Source organism: Streptomyces sp. ActVer (assembly GCF_027270795.1).
GTDB lineage: Bacteria > Actinomycetota > Actinomycetes > Streptomycetales > Streptomycetaceae > Streptomyces > Streptomyces umbrinus_A.
The window spans coordinates 1-16,097 of the sequence record NZ_JAPWHT010000234.1 but is presented as its reverse complement, the minus strand read 5'-3'; the positions used below and the strand labels follow the sequence as shown (position 1 = coordinate 16,097).

Sequence of the window (16,097 nt, the reverse complement as noted above, 5' to 3'; positions counted from 1 at the left end):
CGCGGCAGCCGCCCGGACCAAGCTCGTCAGCATGGGGCCACAACGGCGCGGTCGCCGGCTGGCCGCGCTCGCTCGCCCCGCTCACCCGGACGCTGCCGGCCGAGGACCTGCTGTCGATGGAGGCGCGCTGCGACTCGGCGCTCGTCTGGGCACTGGTCCTGAACCGGCTGCGCGGCGGCGACGAGGAGGGTCAGGCGCTCGCCGACACGGTCCTCGACGTCGCGGCGGCGGCCCCCGGTTCACGGCTCAACCTCCTGCTCACCAACGGCGAGGTGATCGCCGCCACCGCCTGGGGCGACACGCTCTGGTATCTGACCGAGCCCGGCCGGCGCACGGTCGTGGCGTCCGAGCCCTACGACGACGATCCGCACTGGCAGGAGGTGCCGGACCGCACCCTGCTGGCCGCGAGCCGCACCGACGTCCTGCTCACCCCGCTCAAGGACGTGGAAGAACACCTGGCATCCGCCCCACCCAAGGAGCCCAGTACGTGAGTCCGTTCCTCGTCACCCGCACCCTGCCCGAGGACGCCACCGACGCCGCCCTGCGCGCCGACGTCCTGCACGGCCTGACCCGCACACCCAAGACGCTTCCGCCGAAGTGGTTCTACGACGCGCACGGCAGCGAGCTCTTCGAGAAGATCACCGAACTGCCCGAGTACTACCCGACGCGGGCCGAGCGCGAGATCCTCGTCGCCCGGGCCGCCGAGATCGCCGAGGCGACCGGCGCGCGCACGCTCGTCGAACTGGGCTCCGGGTCGTCCGACAAGACCCGTCACCTGCTCGACGCCATGCCTGGCCTGCACACGTACGTGCCGGTCGACGTGAGCGAGAGCGCGCTCACCCAGGCCGGTCAGGCGCTGATCGCGGAGCGTCCCTCGCTCGATGTGCACGCGCTCATCGCCGACTTCACCGGCGGTCTGGCGCTGCCCGGCACTCCCGGTCCGCGGCTCGTCGCGTTCCTGGGCGGCACGATCGGCAATCTGCTGCCCGCCGAACGCGCCGCGTTCCTGGCGTCCGTACGCTCGCTGCTGTCGCCCGGCGACGCCCTGCTGCTCGGCACCGACCTGGTCAAGGACGAGTCGGTCCTCGTCGCCGCCTACGACGACGCGGCCGGGGTGACGGCCGCGTTCAACAAGAACGTGCTGACCGTGGTCGACCGCGAACTCGGCGCCGACTTCGACCCCGACGAGTTCACCCATGTCGCCCTCTGGGACGCCGATCAGGAGTGGATCGAGATGCGGCTGCGCGCCCGTTCGGCGCTCACCGTGAAGATCCCCGCGCTCGACCTCGCCGTGGACTTCGCGGAGGGCGAGGAGATGCGCACCGAGGTGTCGGCGAAGTTCCGCGAGGACGGCGTACGCACGGAACTGGCGGCGGCCGGACTGGACCTCACCCACTGGTGGACGGACGCACAGGGGAGGTTCGCGCTGTCGCTGAGCACGGCCCGGTGACCCGCACCGGGCGGGAACCCGTACGGACCCATGTCCCTCGGGCCTACATCTCGCGGTCCCCCGCCTCGTGCGGCACCGTGGAATGACGCGTGGCACACAGGCCACGGCGGAGAGGAGCACCCGCATGTCCGACCACACCTACCGGATCACCGAGATCGTCGGCAGCTCGCACGAGGGCGTCGACGAGGCGATCCGCAACGGCATCTCCCGGGCCTCGCAGACCCTGCGCAACCTCGACTGGTTCGAGGTCACCCAGGTCCGCGGCCAGATCGAGGACGGGCAGATCAAGCACTACCAGGTCGGCCTGAAGGTCGGCTTCCGCCTGGAGGACGCGGACTGACCTCTGCGGATCCCCACCGCCGCGGCGAGCGGGAGGGGCGAACCCCTCAGGTCCGCCCCTCCCGCTCCTGCGCCACCTTCAACGCCTCGGACGCGGCTGCCCAGCGCGCCCGTACGACGCTGAAGCCGGCCCGCTCGGCGTCCTCGCACACGAGCTCGTCGTCGTCCACGAGCACCCGGATCTCACGGCCTTGGGCCAGCCCGCGGAGGATCTCCAGCTTGGTGCGCCGAGCGGGCCTGCGGTCGTCGTTGCGCCTCATCCGGATGCGGCCCTCGGGCAGGCCCTGGGCCGCGAGCCAGGCCTCCGTGTCCTTGCGGCAGCGCTCGGGCCGCCCGGTCAGATAGAGGATCTCGCACTCCCGCGCGTGCTCCAGCGCGAGGGCGACCCCCTCCGCGAGCGGCGGATCGTCCGGCGCCGCCGCGAAGAAGGCGTCCCAGTCACGCGGCTTGCGCTCCAGGAACTTCTGCCGGTGCGCGGTGTCGGCGAGGGTGCCGTCGAGGTCGAATACGGCGAGGGGCCTGCGCCCGCCGGCACCTCCGCGCGCGTCGGATCCGGGGCGTGGCCTGCTGGTGTTCGTCACTCGGCCCACCCTAGAGGGGACCGACGGGCGCGAGACGAGCGCCGCTTCCCGCGCGGGCCGAGGCAGAGGACCACCACGGCACGTACCTCGCTACGGCACGGACTCCGTCTCCGAGTCCGTCTCGGCCTGCTGTTTCTTCGAGGCCCGCAGGCTGGTGAAGGTCGTCACCGCGAGCACCAGGACGATGAAGCCGAGCGAGAACGGGATGCTGATCTCCGGGACGTGCACCCCCGACTCGTGCAGGGCGTGCAGCACCAGCTTGACGCCGATGAAGCCGAGGATGATCGAGAGCCCGTACGAGAGATGCACGAGCCTCTTGAGCAGGCCGCCGATCAGGAAGTACAGCTGCCGCAGGCCCATCAGGGCGAAGGCGTTCGCGGTGAAGACGATGTACGGCTCCTCGGTGAGGCCGTAGATGGCCGGGATGGAGTCCAGGGCGAACAGGACGTCCGTGGAGCCGATCGCCAGCATGACCACCATCATCGGGGTCATCACCCGCCTGCCGTTCTGCTCGACCCACAGCTTGGTGCCGTGGTAGCGGTCGGCCACGCCGAAGCGCCGCTCAACGGACTTGAGCAGCTTGTTCTCCTCGTACTCCTCCTCGCCGTGGCCCTTCCGGGCGTCCTGGACCAGCTTCCAGGCGGTCCAGATCAGGAACGCGCCGAAGATGTAGAAGACCCAGGAGAACGTCGAGATGATCGCGGCGCCGGCGGCGATGAAGATCGTGCGCAGCACCAGGGCCACCAGCACGCCGACCATCAGCACCCGCTGCTGGTACTGGGCCGGCACCGAGAACTTCGCCATGATCAGGACGAAGACGAAGAGGTTGTCGACGCTGAGCGACTTCTCCGTGATGTAGCCGGCGAAGAACTCGCCCGCGGGCCCGCCTCCGTAGACCACCAGCAGTCCGATCCCGAACGCCACCGCGAGGGCGACCCAGACCGCGCTCCAGATGCCGGCCTCCTTGAGGGAGACCTCATGGGGTTTGCGGCCGATGAAGAAGTCGACGGCGATGAGCGCGCAGAGCACTGCGACAGACAGCGCCCACACGCCAAGGGAGACGTTCACTGTTCCTCCGGAGCTGATGGTGCGAACTGACAGCGTTGTCAGACATCGGGAGCAAAACCACCCCCAGAAGGTAAACAAACGCCTACGTCCGGGCTACGCACCGCACCGTGTCGGCGTATCCGGCGTATCCGGTGTTCAGGACGCGGTGGCCTCGCGCCACAGGCTCCACGCGAGTCCGAGGCCGGCGAGGGCGATCGCGATGCGGAGCGGGGCCTCGGGCAGGCGTCGTACGACCGCGGGTCCCATCCACGCTCCTACGAAGCAGCCCAGACCGAGCGTGAGGGCCGCGCTCCAGTCGACCGGGGCGAGGAACGCGTAGGCGACGGCGGCGGTGACGTTGGCCGCGCCGGTGGCGATGTTCTTGACGGCGTTGGTCACCCGCAGGGGCTCCGTCGCGGACAGGGAGAGGACGGCCAGCATGAGGACGCCTGCCGCGGCGCCGAAGTAGCCGCCGTACAGGCCGACCAGGAGGACGGCACAGGCCAGTGGAAGCCTCGGCAGGGAGCCCTGATCGGGACTGAATCTCGCGGTCAGCCGGCGCAGGGGTTCGCGGGCCAGGATCAGGACCGAGCCGAGGGCTATGAGCCACGGGACGACGAGTTCGAACGTCGAGGACGGGGTGCCGAGGAGGAGAGCCGCGCCGATTGCGCCGCCCAGGGCCGCCGTGATGGCCAGGGGGACGAGTCGGGTGCGCTGGCCTCGGAGTTCCTCGCGGGAGCCGACCGCGGATCCGACCGTGTTGGAGAAGAGAGCGACTGTGTTGGTGACGTTGGCCGCCACGGGCGGGAGGCCTGCGGCCAGGAGGGCGGGGTAGCTGAACAGGGAGGCCAGGCCGGCTATCGAGCCGGCCAGTCCGGAGGCTATGCCTGCGGCCAGGAGGAGGAGTGCGGCGCCGGGGGTTGAGTGGCCGGCGATCAGCGCTTGCACGTTGGCCTCTTGTCTTCGCGGGTGCGGGGGCTTCTGGCGTGCCAAGGGGTTGCGTGGCGTTGGCGTTGGCGTTGGCGTTCCATATTAGAGACGCCGTCTGCATATACAGACGGCGGGGCTCTTCTTCGCGTTGGCATCCCGGGGGCTCGCGGCTTTTTCGCCCCCGCCGCCCCTACCCATTCCCGTCACTTACTCAGGGGCTCCACCCCCGAACCCCCGTATCGCGCTGAACGCGCTCGTCCTCAAACGCCGGACGGGCTGGGTGGGTCGGTGGGGAGTCGGCCCGAACGGCCTCGTCCTCACACGCCGGACGAGCTGGATGATGCAGACCCTGCTGAGAGGACCCGCATTTCAGGGGCGCGGGGAACTGCGCGACCAGCCACACACCACCCGCACCCAACACCGGACGAGCAACCCTTCACATCAGCCTCTCCGGCGTGGCGACTTGAGGCAGGTGGTCTCGCCTCAGCCCGCGAACTCCGCCAGCGGCACCCCCGGCGGCATGTTGTAAGGAGTCACCACCTGGATTGCCGACGGCAGGAAGGGGCCCTCGTCCGGGAGGGCCTTGTGGGCTCTCATGATGGTTTGGCAGGCCCGGCGCATGTCCTGGCGCAGGTCGTGGTGGAGGACGGCGGAGAGGCGGCGTTCGCGCAGGAAGCGGGTGTTGTCGTGGTCCAGGTCGTGGGCGATGAAGACCGCGCACTCCCGGCCGAGGGTGTCGAACGCGTCGAGGGTCGCGGCGTTGCCGCCGCCCGCGGAGTAGACGGCGATGACGTCCTCGTCCCGCTTGAGGGCCTCCAGGACGAGGTCCCGCTGGGTGGCGTCCAGGCCGTCGCTGTCGGTGACCTCCACCAGGGAACGCCCGGGCTGCGCGATCCGCATCGCGCTGCGGAAGCCCATCTCGCGCTCCTCCTCACCGCGGAAGGAGCCCCGGCTGATCGTGGCGAGCACGTTGCCGGGCCGGTCGCCGAGCCACTGTCCGATGAGGTAGGCGGCGGTGGCGCCCGCGGCCCGGTTGTCGATTCCCACGTACGCCATGCGCGCGCTGCTGGGCAGGTCGCTGACCAGTGTGACGACGGGGATGCCGGTCGCGACCAGCCGGCTGACGGCCGCGCCGATCTCCGGCAGGTCGGGGGCCTTGAGGATCACGCCCTGCGAACCGCGTTTCGCGATCTTGTCCATGGTCGTGATCAGGTCCGAGGCGGGACAGGCCTCCCGGAAGTGGAAGCGCGATCGCACCACGGCGGGGTGCAGGGACGGCAGTTCGGCCTCCAGAGCGTCCCGTACCGCGGTGGAGAACCGCTCCGGCGTCTGCATCACGATGTCGATCATGAACGTGCGTCCGCCGATGCGCACCTGGGTCCGCTGACGGTCCAGATCCTTGATCGCCTGGCGCACCTCCATGACGGTGCTTTCCCGTACGCCGCCCCGGTCGTTGAGGACCCGGTCGACCGTAGCCTCGCTCAGACCGGCCTGGCGGGCGATCTCTCTGATCGGATACGGATGTCGCATGGCGGTCCCCGAAAGCTGAATGATGGACTTTTGATGGGTCTCTGCGGATTGAATGACGGGCTCTGGTTCACAACACTGGCAGAAAAGCACGCATGGCGAAAGGACCCGGGATGTCCCCCAAGGAAGCGGGAGCACCGACTTGGCTGAGCGAGGACGACTGCGATCTCGACGCGTTCCGCTCGCTGGTCGAGCAGAGCACCGAGCCGCAGCCGTATCCCACGGCCGAGCGGATCGAGCAGAACGTCCTGGTCTACGTCAGTGACCGGATCCGCGAGCTCGCGGTCACCCCGCAGGGGCGCCGGGAGGTGCAGGCCGAGCTGGTGCGGGCCCTGCTGGACGGGCCCGGAGTCGTGGTCCTCAAGGGGGCGTTCACGGACCCGGCCGTCGTGGACGCGGCCTCCGGTGCCTTCAACTCGCTGATCGAGGAGGAACGTTCGAGCGGCACGGCCCGCGGTGACCACTTCGCCAGGCCCGGCGCCAACGACCGGGTGTGGAACGCCCTGGACAAGGTGGCCGTGCGCGCGCCGGAGGTGTTCGCGGACTACTACGCCAACGACATGCTGGCCCTGGCCTCCGAGGCCTGGCTCGGCCCCGCCTACCAGGTGACCTCGCAGATCAACGTGGTCAACCCTGGCGGCGCGGCGCAGAGTGTGCACCGCGACTACCACCTGGGCTTCCTGAGCAACGACGTCGCCGCCGCGTACCCCGCGCACGTCCACCGCCTCTCCCCCGTGCTGACGCTCCAGGGCGCGGTCGCGCACTGCGACATGCCGGTGGAGTCCGGGCCCACGCTGTACCTGCCGCACTCGCAGAAGTACGAGCCCGGCTATCTGGCCTGGCGGCGCCCGGAGTTCATCGCGTACTTCGAGGAGCATCACGTCCAGCTCCCGTTGGAGAAGGGCGACGCGGTGTTCTTCAACCCGGCGCTCTTCCACGCCGCCGGACACAACCGCTCGGCGGACATCAAGCGCATGGCCAACCTGCTGCAGATCTCCTCCGCCTTCGGCCGCGCCATGGAGTCCGTGGACCGGGAGGCCATGGCCGCCGCCCTGTTCCCGGTGCTGCTGCGCCGCAAGGAGGAGGGCGCCCCGGAGGGCTGGCTGCGCCGCGTGGTCGCCGCCACCGCCGAGGGCTACCCCTTCCCCACCAACCTGGACCTCGACCCGCCGGTCGACGGTCTCGCTCCGCCCTCCCAGGCGGACACCCTCTGGCAGGCAGTCGCCGAAGGCTGGGCCCCGGCCCGGCTCCGCCAGGAACTACAGGCGGGCGCCAAGCGCCGCCGGAGCTGAAGGAGAACAACCCACTCATGGGACTGCTTGAGGACAAGGTCGTCCTCGTCAACGGCGGCAGCCAGGGCGTCGGCGCGGGAATCGTCCGGGCTGCCGTACGCGAAGGCGCGACCGTCGTCTTCACCGGACGCCGGGCCGACGTCGGCGAGAAACTCGCCGCGGACACCGGCGCCCGCTTCGTACGCGCGGACCTGTCGGAGGCCGCTCAGGCGCGCGACAGCGTCGTACAGACGGTGGACGCACACGGACGCGTCGACTGCCTGGTCAACGCGGCGGGGCTGACGTCACGCGGTTCGCTCCTGGACACCACGCCGGAGTTGTTCGACGCGCACATCGCGATCAATCTGCGGGCGCCGTTCTTCGCGATGCAGGCGGCGGTGGCGGACATGGTGGCGCGCAAGGCCCCCGGCACGGTCGTCAACGTCATCTCCACCGCCGAACACGGCGGACAGCCCTTCCTCGCCCCGTACGTCGCGGCGAAGGCCGGGCTCGCGGGGCTGACCCGCAACGCGGCCCACGCACACCGCTGGGACCGCGTCCGTATCAACGGCCTCAACATCGGCTGGACCGACACCGAGGGCGAGGACGCCACCCAGCGTGCCTTCCACGGTGCGGGCGACGACTGGCTGGAGAAGGCCGCCGCGTCCCAGCCGATGGGCAAGATCGGGCAGGTCGACGAGATCGCCGATCTCGTCGTCTTCCTGCTCTCCGACCGCAGCGGTGTGGTGACCGGCTCGGTCATCGACTGGGACCAGATCGTCTTCGGCGGACTCGACTGAACCGCCCCCTGGGCTGAAGGAGCACGATTCTCATGCGTATTGGCATCATGGGGCTGGGCCGGATCGGCGCGTTCCACGCGGAAACCCTGGCAGGACTCGAGGCGGTGGACTCGCTGGTGGTCACCGATCCGGTGGCCGCGTCCGCGTCCTCCGCCGCGGAGCGGTTCGGGGCCACGGCGGTGGACTCCCCCGACGCGGTGCTGGCCGCCGGTGTGGACGGAGTGGTGATCGCCGCCGCGACCGACGCGCACCCCGAACTCATTCTCGCCGCCGTCAAGGCGGGCATCCCGGTCTTCTGCGAGAAGCCCGTGGCCCGCGGCGTCGAGGAGAGCCTCGACGTACTGCGTGCGGTGGAGGACGGCGGGGTCGAGGTGCACATCGGCTACAACCGGCGCTTCGACGCCGGCTGTGTCGCCGCGCGCCAGGCCGTGGTGAACGGCGAACTCGGACTGCTGCACACCGTACGGTCCACCACTCTGGACCCCGCCCCGCCGCCCGCCGCGTACGCGGCCGTCTCCGGCGGCATCTTCCGCGACTGCAGCGTGCACGACTTCGACATCGTGCGCTGGGTGACCGGCCGCGAGGTCGTCGAGGTGTACGCGACCGGCGGCAACCGGGGCGCCGACTACATCGCGGCGGCGGGCGACGTGGACACCGCCTCCGCGCTGCTCACCTTCGACGACGGTACGATCGGCGTCATCTCCAACTCCCGGCACAACGCCCGCGGTTACGACGTCCGCCTGGAGGTGCACGGCATGAAGGACAGCATCGCCGTGGGCCTGGAGGACAAGCTGCCGCTACGGTCCGTCGAGCCGGGGGTCACCTTCCCCGCCGGCCCCCCGCACCACTTCTTCATGGACCGCTTCGCCGACGCCTACCGCGCCGAACTCACCGCGTTCACCGAGGTCGTGGCGGGCTCCCGACCCTCCCCCTGCACCGTGGCCGACGCCCTCGAAGCGAGCTGGATCGCCGAGGCGTGCACGCTGTCGCTGCACGAGCACCGGCCCGTACGACTGGAAGAGGTGCGCAAGGCATGACGGACGAACCACTACGGATCGGCGTTCTCGGCGCCGCCCGGATCGCCGAGCTCTCGATCGTCGGCCCTGCACGTGTGACCGGCCACCGCCTCGTCGCGGTGGCCGCCCGCGACCGGTCCCGCGCCGAGGAGTTCGCCGCCGAGCACGATGTCGAACGGGTCCTGGACTCGTACGCCGACGTGATCGCCGACCCCGAGGTCGAGGTCGTCTACAACCCGCTCGCCAACGGTCTGCACGGGCCCTGGAACCTCGCCGCCCTCGCCGCGGACAAGCACGTGCTGACCGAGAAGCCCTCCGCGAGCAGCGCGGAGGAGGCCATCGAGGTCCGGGACGCCGTCGCGAAGGCGGGCACGGCATTCATGGAGGGCTTCCACTACCTGTTCCACCCGGTCACCCGACGCCTGCACGAACTGCTGGACAGCGGGGAACTCGGCGAACTCCGGCATGTGGAAACCGCGATGCTCATGCCGGCGCCCGAGGACACCGACGTGCGCTGGTCGTTTCCGCTGGCGGGCGGCGCCCTGATGGACCTGGGCTGCTACAGCCTGCACGCCCAGCGGGTGCTCGCTCCCTGGGCGGGTGGCGCACCGCGGCTCGTCGCGGCACGCGGCGGCGAGCATCCGGGCGCGCCCGGAGTGGACGAGTGGCTGGACGCGGACCTGGAGTTCCCGGGTGGTGCCACCGGCACCGCCCGCTGCCACATGGCCCACCACGAGCTGCAGTTCAGCTACCGGATCGTGGGTTCGCTCGGTGAGGCCACGGCGGTGAACTTCGTCCAGCCGCACGTGGACGACCGGGTCCTGGTCCGCACGGCCACGGGCGAGCGCACCGAGATGCTCGGCCGCCGGTCCTCGTACACCTACCAGCTCGAAGCGTTCGCGGCCCATCTGCGCCGGGGCACGCCCCTGCGCCTGGACGCCGACGACGCGCTCGCCGCCATGCGGCTCATCGACGACTGCTACCAGGGGGCCGGCTTCCCGCCCCGGCCACGGACGGTCCTTCCGGCCGGGGTCTGAAGACACGTCCGACCACGGTCGGAGAACGACGGGAGAGGGTGGTGCCGCTCCGGCACCACCCTCTCCGGCTTTGCCGGGAGCCGCGGAAGAAATCGGCGGAATGACTGTTGACACAACAGAGCACAGTTCTTCCAGCGGAGAGACCATGGTGAGCGAGCAGGATCACGAAGCCCGACGGGACCCGGACCCGGGCTCCCGTGCCGGAGGGACACGGTTCTCCGTCCTCGACCGCTCGCGCACCCGGGAGGGCCACGACGCCCCCGAGGCACTGCGCGACACCGTCCGGCTTGCGCGGGACCTGGAGGGGCTCGGGTACCACCGGATCTGGGTCTCGGAGCACCACGGCGTGCCCGGTGTGGCCGGTTCCGCGCCGACCGTCCTTGCCGCCGCGGTCGCCGCAGCGACCAGCTCGATCCGGGTGGGCACGGGCGGGGTGATGCTGCCCAACCACCAGCCCCTGGTGGTGGCCGAGCAGTTCGGCGTCCTGGAGTCCCTGTTCCCCGGCCGCATCGACATGGGCCTCGGCCGTTCCGTCGGGTTCACGGACGGCGTACGGAAGGCGCTGGGCCGGGACAAGGACGTGGCCGACGACTTCGCGGCCCAGCTCGACGAGTTGCTCGGCTGGTTCCGCGGCACGTCCCCGACCGGTGTGCACGCCCGTCCCGCCGAAGGTCTGACCGTGCCGCCGTTCGTGCTGGCCATGGGCGAGGGCGCCACGATCGCCGCCCGGGCCGGCCTCCCCATGGTGATCGGCGACCTCAGGAACCGCGACAAGATGCGCCGCGGCATCGACCACTACCGCGAGACGTTCCGGCCTTCCGCCTGGGCGCCGGAGCCGTACGTGGTCATCTCCGGCACGGTCGCCGTCGCGGACACCCCGGAGGAGGCTCGGCGTCTCCTGGTCCCGGAGGCCTGGTCGATGGCCTACTCGCGCACGCACGGCACGTTTCCGCCGCTGCCGCCTGCGGAGCGCGTGGAGGCGCTGAGCATGACGGAGCGGGAGCGCGGCTTCTACGAATCCGGTCTCTCCGGGCATGTCGTCGGGACGGAGGAGCAGGTCGCGCACGAGCTGGAGACGGTGATCAAGGAGACCGCTGCGGATGAAGTGCTGGTCACGACCAGCACGTATGACCGGGAGGCGCTGGTGGACTCGTATCGGCGGTTGGCCCGGGTTGTGGGGCTCGTCCCCTCGTGAGTGCTCCACTGGGGTGACCTTGGGTCTGCGGGCCGTCCGTGGCTGGTCGCGCAGTTCCCCGCGCCCCTATCGGGGCGCACCCCGCCTAGAATCGTGGGGTTTGCCCCTCATCCGCGTCATCGTTCCGCTGGAGTCCGCCCATGCACAGCCCCCACGACCCGTACGTCCGTGTGCGTGGTGCCCGTGAGCACAATCTCAAGGGGGTCGATGTCGATGTTCCGCGGGATGTGCTGGCGGTCTTCACGGGTGTGTCGGGGTCCGGGAAGTCGTCGCTGGCCTTCGGGACGATCTACGCGGAGGCGCAGCGGCGGTACTTCGAGTCGGTGGCCCCGTACGCGCGGCGGCTGATCCATCAGGTGGGGGCGCCGAAGGTCGGGGACATCAGCGGGCTGCCGCCGGCGGTGTCGTTGCAGCAGCGGCGGTCGACGCCCACCTCGCGCTCGTCGGTGGGTACGGTCACCAATATCTCCAATTCGCTCCGGATGCTGTTCTCGCGCGCGGGCGACTATCCGCCGGGGGCCGAGCGGCTCGACTCGGACGCCTTCTCGTCGAACACGGCCGCCGGGGCCTGTCCCGAGTGTCATGGGCTCGGTCGGGTGCACCGTACGACCGAGGAGTCGCTGGTGCCCGACCCGTCGCTGTCGATCCGCGAGGGCGCGATCGCCGCGTGGCCGGGCGCCTGGCAGGGCAAGAACCTGCGTGATGTCCTGGACGCGCTGGGGTACGACGTGGACCGGCCGTGGCGCGAGCTGCCGGCCGAGCAGCGCGAGTGGATCCTGTTCACGGACGAGCAGCCGGTCGTGACCGTGCATCCGGTGCGGGACGCCGAGCGGATCCAACGCCCGTACCAGGGCACGTACATGAGCGCGCGGCGTTATGTCATGAAGACCTTCTCGGACTCGAAGAGTCAGACGTTGCGGGCGAAGGCCGAGCGGTTTCTGGAGGCCGCGCCCTGCCCCGTGTGCGGTGGCAGTCGGCTGCGGGCAGAGGCGCTCGCGGTGACGTTCGCGGGCCGGACCATCGCGGAGCTGGCCGCGCTGCCGCTCGTCGAACTGGCCGACTCCCTCACCGGACACGGCGATTCGGAGACCTCACGCGTCCTCACCGAGGACCTGCTCGCGCGTATCGGCCCCGTCACCGAACTGGGCCTCGGCTATCTCAGCCTCGACCGCGCCACCCCGACGCTGTCGGCGGGTGAGCTCCAACGGCTGCGTCTGGCCACGCAGTTGCGTTCCGGTCTCTTCGGGGTCGTGTACGTGCTCGACGAGCCGTCCGCCGGACTGCACCCGGCGGACACGGAGGCGCTGCTGACGGTCCTGGACCGGCTGAAGGCGGCCGGCAACTCGGTGTTCGTCGTGGAGCACCACCTCGATGTCATGCGCGGCGCCGACTGGCTCGTCGACGTGGGGCCGAAGGCGGGCGAGCACGGCGGACAGGTGCTGCACAGCGGCCCGGTGGCGGAGCTGGAGAGTGTCACGGAGTCCGCGACGGCCCGGTTCCTCTTCGACCGCGCCCCCGCTCCGGTACGTGAAGTCCGGGCGCCGCGCGGCCAGTTGAAGGTCGGCCCGGTGACACGGCACAACCTGCGCGGGGTGACCGCCGAGTTCCCGCTCGGCGTGCTCACCGCGGTCACCGGTGTCTCCGGCTCGGGCAAGTCCACGCTCATCGGGGAGATCACGGAGGACCTTCCGGGTGTGGGGCGGCTGGTCGCTGTCGATCAGAAGCCGATCGGCCGTACGCCCCGCTCGAATCTGGCGACGTACACAGGGCTGTTCGACGTCGTGCGCAAGGTCTTCGCGGCCACGGAGGAGGCGCACCGGCGCGGTTACGGCGTGGGGCGGTTCTCGTTCAACGTGGCAGGCGGGCGTTGCGAGACCTGTCAGGGCGAGGGGTTCGTCAGCGTCGAGCTGCTCTTCCTGCCGAGCACCTATGCCCCGTGCCCGGACTGCGGCGGGGCGCGCTACAACCCCGAGACGCTCGAAGTGACGTACAGGGAGCGGAATATCGCACAGGTGCTGGACCTGACGGTCGAGGCCGCCGCGGAGTTCTTCGCGGACACTCCGGCCGTCGCGCGCAGCCTGGCCACGCTCCTCGATGTCGGTCTCGGCTATCTGCGGCTCGGCCAGCCGGCGACCGAGCTGTCGGGCGGCGAGGCTCAGCGCAACAAGCTCGCGAGCGAACTCCAGCGCGTACGCCGGGGTCACACGCTCTATCTCCTCGACGAGCCGACGACCGGACTGCACCCGGCCGATGTCGAGGTCCTGATGCGGCAGTTGCACGGTCTGGTCGACGGTGGGCACAGCGTCGTGGTCGTGGAGCACGACATGGCGGTGGTGGCGGGCGCGGACTGGGTGGTCGACCTGGGGCCGGGCGGCGGCGACGCGGGAGGCCGGATCGTGGCGGCGGGGCCTCCGGCGGAGGTCGCACGGGCGGAGTCGAGCGCCACGGCTCCCTACCTCGCCCGTGCGCTGGACACCGGGGCTCTCAGTCCCAATAGGCCTTCCTGAGGCTGGACTTGGCCAGTTTCCCCGTGGGGCTGCGCGGCAGCGCGTCCGTGAAGTCCACGCTGCGGGGCGACTTGTAGTGGGCGATGCGGTCGCGGACGAAGTCGAGGAGCTCACGTTCTAGTTCGGGGCCGGGGGCCGCGCCGGGGGCGGGCTGGACGACCGCCTTGACCGCCTCGCCCATCTCCGCGTCCGGGACCCCGACGACCGCGACGTCGGTGACCTTGGGGTGCAGGACCAGACAGTCCTCGATCTCCTGGGGGTAGATGTTCACGCCACCGGAGATGATCGTGAAGGCCCTGCGGTCGGTGAGGAAGAGGTACCCGTCCTCGTCGACGTGCCCGATGTCCCCGGTGGTCGTCCAGTTGGGGTGCTCGGGGTGCTGTGCCTCACGGGTGCGCGCGTCGTCGTTGTGGTACCTGAACGGGAGTTCCTCACGCTCGAAGTACACGGTTCCCGTCTCTCCGGCCGGCAGCACCTTGCCGTCCTCGCCGCAGATCCGCAGCTCGCCGAGGAGGCCGCCGCGGCCCACGGATCCCGGTCTGCGCAGCCACTCGTCGGGGCCGATGAAGGTGATCCCGTTGGCCTCCGTCGCCGCGTAGTACTCGTACAGGACGGAACCCCACCAGGCCATCATCCGCCATTTGACCTCGACGGGGCAGGGCGCGGCGGCGTGGATGGCGACCTTCAGCGACGAGACGTCGTACGCGTCCCGCACCTCGCGCGGCAGCTTCAGCATCCGTACGAACATGGTGGGCACCCACTGGCTGTGCGTTACCCGGTGGCGTTCGATCGCCTCCAACGCCCCTTGTGGATCAAAGGAGTTCATGAGGACGATCGTGCCGCCGGTCGCCGTGACGACGTGGCTGAAGCGCAGTGGCGCGGCGTGGTAGAGCGGGGCCGGGCAGAGGTAGACGGTGTCCTCGCCGAAGCCGTACATGGGCTGGAAGAGCAGTTGGTACATGGTCATCACCTCGCGGACGTCGCCCTCGGGGAGCGTCGGTGCGATGCCTTTGGGGCGGCCGGTGGTGCCGGAGGAGTAGAGCATGTCGGCGCCGCGCGGCTGGTGTGCCGGAGGTTCGGGTGAGGCGGCGGCGAGCGCCCGCTCGTACGAGCCGTCGTCGAACCCCAGGTACGAGGCGGGACCGGGCACCAATTGCCGTATTCGCTCTCCGAGTTCGGTGAGCGGTCCGGAGACGACGAGTGTGCTCGCACCGCAGTCTCGGACGATGTACGCGGCCTCGTCGGCGGTCAGGTGGTGGTTGACGACGGTGAGGTAGAGGCCGGAGCGGATGGCCGCCCAGTAGACCTCCAGGACGCGTGGGTCGTTGTCGGAGAGAAGCGCCAGATGGTCGCCCGCGCGCAGTCCGGCGGTCCGCAGGTGGTCCGCGAGGCGCAGGGAACGCTCTTCGAGCCGGCCGTAGGTGAGGGTCCGGCCGCCGTCCGCGGTGACGACGGCCGGCCTGGCGGGGTCGTACGCTCCGGGATACATGCGGGGACGGTACCCCGCGGTGGTGACGGTGCGTCAGAGGTGTGCATACGCCTCCGAGTTCGCGCTCCTTCGGTGGGCGTCGGCGCTCCTTCGGTGGGCGTCGGCGGTCTCGACGACGGCCGTGCCGGTGCCGGCCGCCCCGGTGGTGGCCGTCTCTGCGGCGAGGGCGAGGGTTCGCCGGTCGGGTGCGCTGCCGGCCGGGAGCACCGGCTCCACGCGTACGTCGGCCACCAGGGCGCGGGCCGACACGACCCGCCAGACCGAGGTGAGCAGCGAGTCGCTCCCGACGAACGCGGGCGCGGTCGTCGCCGCTCCCCCGTCGAACCGGTAGTGGAGGTGCACCGGCTGGACGGGCGCGGCGGCGTCCAGGGCGGCCTGGAAGGCGGCCCTGCGGAAGCGGCCCTGGGCGCGGCCGCACCAGGTGCTCCCTTCCGGGAAGACCACGACCGCCGATCCGCCGCGCAGGGAGTCCGCGATCCGTTCGACGGTCCTCGGCAGTGCCCGCAGGCGGTCGCGCTCGATGAACAGCGCGCCGCTGCTCGCGGTGAGCACGCCGGCCACGGGCCACTGCCTGATCTCCGCCTTGGCGAGCATCCGGGCGGGGCGGACGGCGGCGAGCAGGGGGATGTCCAGCCAGGAGATGTGGTTGGCCACCAGGAGCAGTCCGCCGCCGGGCGGGGCCGACCCGGTGATCCGCAGCCGGACGCCCGTGGCGCGCACGATCGTCCGGCACCACGTCCGGGTGAGCCGGTCGCGCCACACGGCGGCGAGCCGCCCCACGACCGGGATCAGCACGATCCCGAAGAGGAGCACGGCCAGGAGCGCGGCCAGCCGCAGCAGGGCGCGCGGCACGGCCGCCGGCGACCCCACGGACTCCACGCAGACCCGGGAGCACGGGGCGCTGGGCA

Annotated in this window: 14 protein-coding genes and 1 pseudogene; 9 read left to right on the top strand and 6 right to left on the bottom strand. The window is 70.8% G+C overall.

Annotated elements, in window-relative coordinates:
- The 3 genes and pseudogenes from O3Q52_RS31510 to O3Q52_RS31500 all read left to right on the top strand — a co-directional run.
- Positions 1–491: pseudogene (locus O3Q52_RS31510) on the top strand (class II glutamine amidotransferase); the annotation flags it as partial.
- Positions 488–1,450, top strand: a complete 963-nt coding sequence (gene egtD / locus O3Q52_RS31505) for an L-histidine N(alpha)-methyltransferase (RefSeq protein ID WP_269652096.1) — start codon at positions 488–490, stop codon at positions 1,448–1,450. The pseudogene O3Q52_RS31510 and the gene egtD, both read left to right, overlap by 4 nt.
- Positions 1,451–1,574: 124 nt before the next feature.
- Positions 1,575–1,790 carry a dodecin gene (locus O3Q52_RS31500; protein ID WP_269652094.1) on the top strand — a complete coding sequence of 72 codons (216 nt, stop codon included), beginning with the start codon at positions 1,575–1,577 and terminating at the stop codon, positions 1,788–1,790.
- Between the two features lie 46 nt (positions 1,791–1,836).
- On the opposite strand, the gene O3Q52_RS31495 is transcribed toward O3Q52_RS31500, so the two are convergent.
- The 4 genes from O3Q52_RS31495 to O3Q52_RS31480 form a co-directional block, all read right to left on the bottom strand.
- Entirely contained in the window at positions 1,837–2,370 is a 534-nt protein-coding gene (locus tag O3Q52_RS31495; protein WP_269652093.1) for a hypothetical protein, read from the bottom strand.
- A gap of 90 nt (positions 2,371–2,460) precedes the next feature.
- Positions 2,461–3,438: a TerC family protein gene (locus O3Q52_RS31490; protein WP_269652092.1), complete on the bottom strand. Its 978-nt coding sequence runs from the start codon at positions 3,436–3,438 to the stop codon at positions 2,461–2,463.
- A gap of 135 nt (positions 3,439–3,573) precedes the next feature.
- Entirely contained in the window at positions 3,574–4,365 is a 792-nt protein-coding gene (locus O3Q52_RS31485) for a sulfite exporter TauE/SafE family protein (protein WP_269652091.1), read from the bottom strand.
- 465 nt (positions 4,366–4,830) lie between these two features.
- Positions 4,831–5,877, bottom strand: a complete 1,047-nt coding sequence (locus tag O3Q52_RS31480) for a LacI family DNA-binding transcriptional regulator (protein ID WP_269652090.1) — start codon at positions 5,875–5,877, stop codon at positions 4,831–4,833.
- Positions 5,878–5,987: 110 nt separating this feature from the next.
- On the opposite strand from O3Q52_RS31480, the gene O3Q52_RS31475 reads away from it, so the two are divergent.
- The 6 genes from O3Q52_RS31475 to O3Q52_RS31450 all read left to right on the top strand — a co-directional run bounded on the left by O3Q52_RS31475 (position 5,988) and on the right by O3Q52_RS31450 (position 13,700).
- Complete coding sequence (locus tag O3Q52_RS31475) at positions 5,988–7,166, top strand: phytanoyl-CoA dioxygenase family protein (protein ID WP_269652089.1); 1,179 nt, start codon at positions 5,988–5,990, stop codon at positions 7,164–7,166.
- Between the two features lie 17 nt (positions 7,167–7,183).
- Positions 7,184–7,945: an SDR family oxidoreductase gene (locus O3Q52_RS31470; RefSeq protein WP_269652088.1), complete on the top strand. Its 762-nt coding sequence runs from the start codon at positions 7,184–7,186 to the stop codon at positions 7,943–7,945.
- Positions 7,946–7,977: 32 nt separating this feature from the next.
- A complete protein-coding gene (locus tag O3Q52_RS31465) occupies positions 7,978–8,982 on the top strand; it encodes a Gfo/Idh/MocA family oxidoreductase (RefSeq protein ID WP_269652087.1) in 1,005 nt (334 codons plus the stop codon).
- Entirely contained in the window at positions 8,979–9,998 is a 1,020-nt protein-coding gene (locus O3Q52_RS31460; RefSeq protein ID WP_269652086.1) for a Gfo/Idh/MocA family protein, read from the top strand. The genes O3Q52_RS31465 and O3Q52_RS31460 overlap by 4 nt, the downstream gene beginning before the upstream one ends.
- 145 nt (positions 9,999–10,143) lie before the next feature.
- The gene (locus O3Q52_RS31455) at positions 10,144–11,193 is read left to right on the top strand and encodes an LLM class flavin-dependent oxidoreductase (RefSeq protein ID WP_269652085.1); all 1,050 of its coding nucleotides are present in this window, start codon (positions 10,144–10,146) and stop codon (positions 11,191–11,193) included.
- A gap of 140 nt (positions 11,194–11,333) precedes the next feature.
- A complete protein-coding gene (locus O3Q52_RS31450) occupies positions 11,334–13,700 on the top strand; it encodes an excinuclease ABC subunit UvrA (RefSeq protein ID WP_269652084.1) in 2,367 nt (788 codons plus the stop codon).
- On the opposite strand, the gene O3Q52_RS31445 is transcribed toward O3Q52_RS31450, so the two are convergent.
- On the bottom strand, positions 13,678–15,189 hold the full coding sequence (locus tag O3Q52_RS31445) for an acyl-CoA synthetase (RefSeq protein WP_269652083.1): 1,512 nt from the start codon (positions 15,187–15,189) through the stop codon (positions 13,678–13,680). The genes O3Q52_RS31450 and O3Q52_RS31445 overlap by 23 nt on opposite strands.
- Before the next feature lie 33 nt (positions 15,190–15,222).
- The coding region (locus tag O3Q52_RS31440) for a 1-acyl-sn-glycerol-3-phosphate acyltransferase (RefSeq protein WP_269652082.1) at positions 15,223–16,097 on the bottom strand (875 nt) is incomplete at its 5' end.